We start from the raw sequence: 5,379 nt of genomic DNA on the forward strand, positions 1-5,379 counted from the left end.
GGAGGTCGCCGGAGAAGGCTGGCGGGAAACGTTGCTCTTCCGGGTGCGCTTCGAGCCGGCCGCCGGTCGGGTGACCGGCATCGAGCCCCTGCCGAGCGCCGCAGACTGAAACGGAAGACGAGCCGCCGGCGCCCTGCCTGCCCGCGGACTCCCGCCGGGGAGTCCGCGGAATGCAGGAAGCGTGACGGCGGCGGGAAATCCACGGTGGATTGCGGGTAAATTTCGTGCTATATTCGTTCTCGACAACCATTTAGATGGAGCAACCGATGAAACGCCTGCCGCTTGCCGTACTACTGCTGCTGGGCTGGGTCGTGTCCGCCGGTGCCGCCGAGCTGGCCCCGGCCCTGGAGATCCAGCTCGCCGAAGCCGCCGCTGACGACGTCCTGGGGGTCTGGGCCGTCTTCACCGACAAGGGCTACGCCGACGAAACCGCCCTGACCACCGCCCTCGACGACTTTGTCGCCGCCATGCCGGCGCCGCAGTACGAGCGCCGCGCCCGGTTGCGCAGCGCTCCCGGCCTGGCCGACGAGCGCGACCTGCCCGTCCACCGGCCCTACGTCGAGCAAGTCCTGCCCCTCGTCGGACGCTACATCGGCACCAGCAGGATCGCCAACGCCGTCTGCTTCGAGGCGACCCCCGAGCAGATAAGCAGCGTGGCCGAGCTGGACTGCGTGGCCCGGTTGCAGCCGACGGCGCGCAGCTACCTGCCCGCCGTCGTCGAGCAGCCCGCCCCACCCATGCCCAACCCCGATGAAGACTACGGCACTTCGCAGACCCAGATCACTCAGATCCAGGTCGACGCCCTTCACAACGCCGGTTACGACGGCTCCGGAGTCACCGTGCTGATGCTGGACACCGGCTTCAACACCTCCCACGAGGCCTTCGAGCAGCTCAACCTCATCGACGAATACGACTTCGTCAACGATGACGACGACGTCGACAACGAGCCCGGCGACGATCCCGACTCCTGGTACCACGGCACCGCCACCTGGAGCGCCCTGGGAGCCTACGTCTCCGGCACGCTGATCGGACCGGCCTTCGGCGCCGATTTCCTGCTGGCCAAGACCGAGGACATCACCCAGGAGGTCCACGACGAGGAGTACTGGTACCAGGCGGGAATCGAGTGGGGCGAGGGCCTGGGCGCCGAGGTGGCCTCCAGCTCCCTGGGCTACCGCTACTTCGACCCCGGCGAGGACGATTACGAGTACCATGAACTCGACGGACAGACGACGATCGTGGCCCAGGCGGCCTGCTGGGCCCGGGATAACGGCATCCTGCTGGCCACCTCCGTCGGTAATGACGGCCAATACGGTGGCAGCGGCAGCCTGATCAGCCCGGCCGACGCCGACGGCATCCTCGCCGTCGGCGCCGTCGACTCCAACGGCGACCTGGCCTACTTCTCCTCCCTCGGCCCCACCGCCGACGGGCGCACCAAGCCCGAGGTCTGCGCCATGGGCTACTACACCTTCTGCGCCGACGCCTTCGATAACGACGGCTACACCTACGCCTCGGGCACCAGCCTGTCGGCCCCCCTCGTCGGCGGCACCCTGGCCCTGCTGCGCCAGTTCGACCCCGACGCCACCGTGGCCGACATCCGCCAGGTTCTGCTGGATACAGCCACCCGCTCCGACACCCCGGACAATGAATACGGCTGGGGCATCGTCCAGGCCGCCGACGCCGCCGACGAACTGGCTCTGGACACCGGCGGCTGGCGCGAACTCGCCGCCGAACGCGGCGACACCGGCGTCCTGCTGCGCTGGCTCTACGACGACGCCGTCAACGGTTTCAACGTCTACCGCCTCGACGAATCCCCGGCCGACGCCGGCTACACCGCCGCCCACCTGCTGACCACGGAGCCCGCCTGGCGCGTCGATCAACTCGGTCACGACCTGCGGCCCGCCGACGAGGGCTGGCGACGGCTCAACGAACACCCCCTGCCCGCCGGAGCCCACGCCTACCACGACGGGAACGCCCCCGCCGACGGCTGCTACTACCGCCTCGAAGCCGTCCTCAACGACGGACGCAGCCGCCTCTCCGACCAACTCCACCTCGGCCCCTCGCCCCGCGACGGTGGCCTGAGCCTGGAGGCCTGCTATCCCAACCCGGCCCGCGGCGCCGTGACCTTCACCTTCCGTACCGACGGCGCAGCCGACCTCCGACTGGCCGTCTACGATCTGGCCGGTCGCCGGGTGGCGACGGTCTTCGACGGTCACCTGGCCGCCGGACGCTACGAGCTGGGCTGGAACGGCGCCGACGACCACGGCCGCGCCCTGCCCTCCGGCGTCTACCTCTATACCCTCAGCGCCGGCGCCCAACGGGAGAGCCGCCGCCTGGTGATCGTCCGCTGAGGCCGACGGGACTGCTTAACTGAAGAACGGACCGCCCACGAGCGGTCCGTTCTTCAGCCCTGAGCGACCGGTGAAAAACACCCCCGCCGGTCGCGCGCGACCGGTCCGGCGCCGGGTGTCGTCATCCGGTTGTTTTTCACCGGTCGCTCAGGCGGTAGCTTCGGTTTGGGTCGTGCGGGATTCGGTAAACCAGACCACGGCGGCCCAGACCAGAGCGCCGAGGGCCTGGAGTTGCGGCGCGCGCAGGCCGACGAGGAGGACGGGATCGTCGTTGCGCAGGAATCCGAGCAGCAGCCAGACCAGGGCCAGCAGGCCGACGACGAGGGCGCTGAAACGGCGGGGCTTCAGGCGGCGCTTTACCGGTCCGGCGGCGAAGAACAGCCCCAGGCAGGTCAGGGCGAAGTAGGCTTGGACGGGATGGATGGTGAGGTCGAGGGCGGTGCGGGGATTGAAGACGTAGGCGGCGGGGCCGTGGGCGGCGATGAAGGCTTTGGGTGAGTAAAGGCCGGACTCGAGGGCCCAGGGCAGTTCCGCGGGGGTGCCGAAGGCGCTGCCGTCGACGAGGGCGCCGAGCCAGCAGACGGCCAGGGCGGCGGGCAGCAGCCGCAGGGCGGCGGCTGTCGTCTCCCAGGCGGGCTCGCCGGCGCGTCGCGATCGTCGCCAGAGCACGGTCAGGCCGACGGCCAGCCCCGGCCAAAAGGCCACTCCGACGTAGGTCCACTCCCGGACGATGTCGGTCAGTCCGAGGTACAGGGGGGCGAAGATCAGGTACTCGGCGGCACGGGCGGCCAGCAGGCCCCAGAGCAGGGCCCAGAAGTAGCGGCGGTCGGCGGTGGGGCGGTCGAGGGGGGCGTAGCGGCGGAAGAGCAGCCAGCCCAGCAGTCCGGCGGCGATGAAGAACAGGTAGACGGTGCGCAGGTAACCGCCGAAGAGGGGCAGGTGGGGCAGCATCTAGAGCCGACTCCGCAGGGCTTCGAGCTCGGCGTTCAACTCGGAGGTTCGGCCGTCGAGTTCGCTCAGCTCGGCCTTGATCTCGTCGATCCGCGCCTGGACGTTCTCGGGGGTCCGGCCCTCGTCCAGCTCGCCGGTCTCGAGCTGATCGGCGAAGTCGGCCCGCTCGTCGTTCAGGCCCTCGCGGCGGTCGTCGATATCGTCGAGTTCGTCCTCGGCGCGGTCGACCAGCTCGTCGATCACGTCCTCGAGAAGCTCGCGGTGTTCCTCGACCAGCCAGTCGGGGACCTCGCTGATCTGATCGAGTTCGGCCAGGGCGGCGTCGGGGTCGTCGCCGCGATAGTGGGCCGCCGCGGCGGCGTAACGCACGGCGCCCCGGGCGCCGGTCTGGTCCGTCGGCAGGGCGGTCAGGGCCTCGGCGGCGCTCTCGACGGTCTCGCCGTCGCGGTCGTCGTTGTAGAGGGCCAGTACGAGGGCGGGCCAGGCGTACTCGAGGGGTCCGGCGTTGTCGATGGAGCGCCGGGCCAGGACGACGGCTTCCTCGTCCTCGACGTCACGGATGGCGTAGATGTATGCCAGGTGGGCGTCAAGCACCGGATCGGGGCCGTCGGGACGCCCGAGGCCGTCCTCGTAGACCTCGGCGGCCTCGCGCAGCTCGCCCAGGTCCTCCAGGGCCAGGCCCCAGTCGCGGTAGCAGTCGACACCGTAACCGCGCTCGGCGGCCTTCTCGAAGGGTGTCAGGGCGGCGGCGGCTTCGCCGGCGCCCACCCGGGCCAGGGCCAGGCGGTACCAGGGCTCGGCGCGCTCGGGCTTGAGCCCGGCGGCGTGTTGCAGCAGCTCCTCGGCCCGCGCGTATTCACCCGCGGCCAGTTCGAGCTTGCCCCGCTCCAGGTTGGCGCCGAAGTGGTCGGGGTTGAAACTCAACGCTTCGTCAAAGGAACCGGCGGCCCGGGCGCCCTGATCGTTCTCCAGGTATTCGCGCCCCTGGACGTAGTGCACCTCGGCGATGCCCTTGTCGATCAGCGGGTGATCCTCGATGAAGTTGCCGGCGCGTTCGATCTCCCGCAGGGCCTGGGAGTAGCGGCGGTCATTGAGCAGGACCAGGCCCAGCTCGACCTGGGCGCGAACCTGGCGCTCCCGGGTGGTGAGTTTCTCCTCCTCGATCAGGGTGATCAGCTCGTCGACCTGGGGCTGAAGGTTGTCGAGATTGGCCTCGAGCAGGACGTCGCCGTCGGGGGGCAGCAGCTCCCGGGCGGTGATCAGGGCCTGGCGGGCCTGTTCGGCCAGCTTGAGGGCCTGTTCGCCGTTGTTGAACCCCAGGCGCAGGCTTTCCAGCTTCTCGCGGACCAGCTCGGCCTCGTCGTCGACGGAGATGTCGTCGGACTGTCGGCTGTCGAAGAGTTGGCTCATCAGGCCGAAGTAGTTCATCGCCGAGTAGAAGTGGACCTCGGCTTGCTTGATCTGCGCCGTGGTGACCTGCCAGCCGGCGATCTGGGCCAGGTTGGTGACCTCCTCCTCGTAGAGCACCTGCGGATCGTCCTCCTCGGGACCCGGCTCGGTGAAGGGCGGCGGGTTCTCCCGGGCGTTCTCGATGGCCTGGGCGATGCGCTCCTCGCCGCTCTGGACCGACTGGACGTCGCGCTCGACGAGCTTCAGTTTGTCCAGGGCAGCGTCATGCTCGCCCTGAGCGCGCAGGGCCGCGGCTTCGGCCAGGGCCAGGTTGATGGCGTCGAGTTTCTCGCTGGCCTCGTAGACCAGGCGTCGGGCTTGCTCCAGGGCGCTCGCTCCGGCAAGCGTCGGCGTCAGGGTCAACAGGGCCAGGATGATCGCGAGGGGGCGACGGCTCATCATTCCTCGTCGGCTGGAGTTGGAGGCGGTGGGGTTGCAAACACCTTCCATTATACTGGCCCCGCGGGCCGGGGGGCAAGACCCGCGCCGCGGTTCCGGCGAACCCGGTGCAGCGACCGTTGAAAAACGACCGACGGCCCCCGCCCTGGAAGGCCGCCCCGCCGGAACCGGCACGGTTTTTGCATCTCGGCGACCGTTGGGACGAATGACAACGGTACGCCTCCGCAAAAAC

The 5,379-nt window shown here is 69.5% G+C and carries 3 protein-coding genes; 1 reads left to right on the forward strand and 2 read right to left on the reverse strand.

All coding sequences use genetic code 11. The annotated features are described in order from the left end of the window. Window positions 1-254 precede the first annotated feature (254 nt). On the forward strand, window positions 255-2,348 hold the full coding sequence (locus tag GF399_06400; GenBank protein ID MBD3399945.1) for a S8 family serine peptidase: 2,094 nt from the start codon (window positions 255-257) through the stop codon (window positions 2,346-2,348). A gap of 147 nt (window positions 2,349-2,495) precedes the next feature. Here GF399_06400 and GF399_06405 read toward each other — a convergent pair whose 3' ends face one another. Together GF399_06405 and GF399_06410 are read right to left on the reverse strand one after the other, a co-directional pair. After that, window positions 2,496-3,299, reverse strand: a complete 804-nt coding sequence (locus GF399_06405; GenBank protein MBD3399946.1) for a hypothetical protein — start codon at window positions 3,297-3,299, stop codon at window positions 2,496-2,498. After that, complete coding sequence (locus tag GF399_06410) at window positions 3,300-5,147, reverse strand: hypothetical protein (protein MBD3399947.1); 1,848 nt, start codon at window positions 5,145-5,147, stop codon at window positions 3,300-3,302. Window positions 5,148-5,379 lie beyond the last annotated feature (232 nt).

Source organism: Candidatus Coatesbacteria bacterium, assembly GCA_014728225.1.
Lineage (GTDB): Bacteria > RBG-13-66-14 > RBG-13-66-14 > RBG-13-66-14 > RBG-13-66-14 > WJLX01.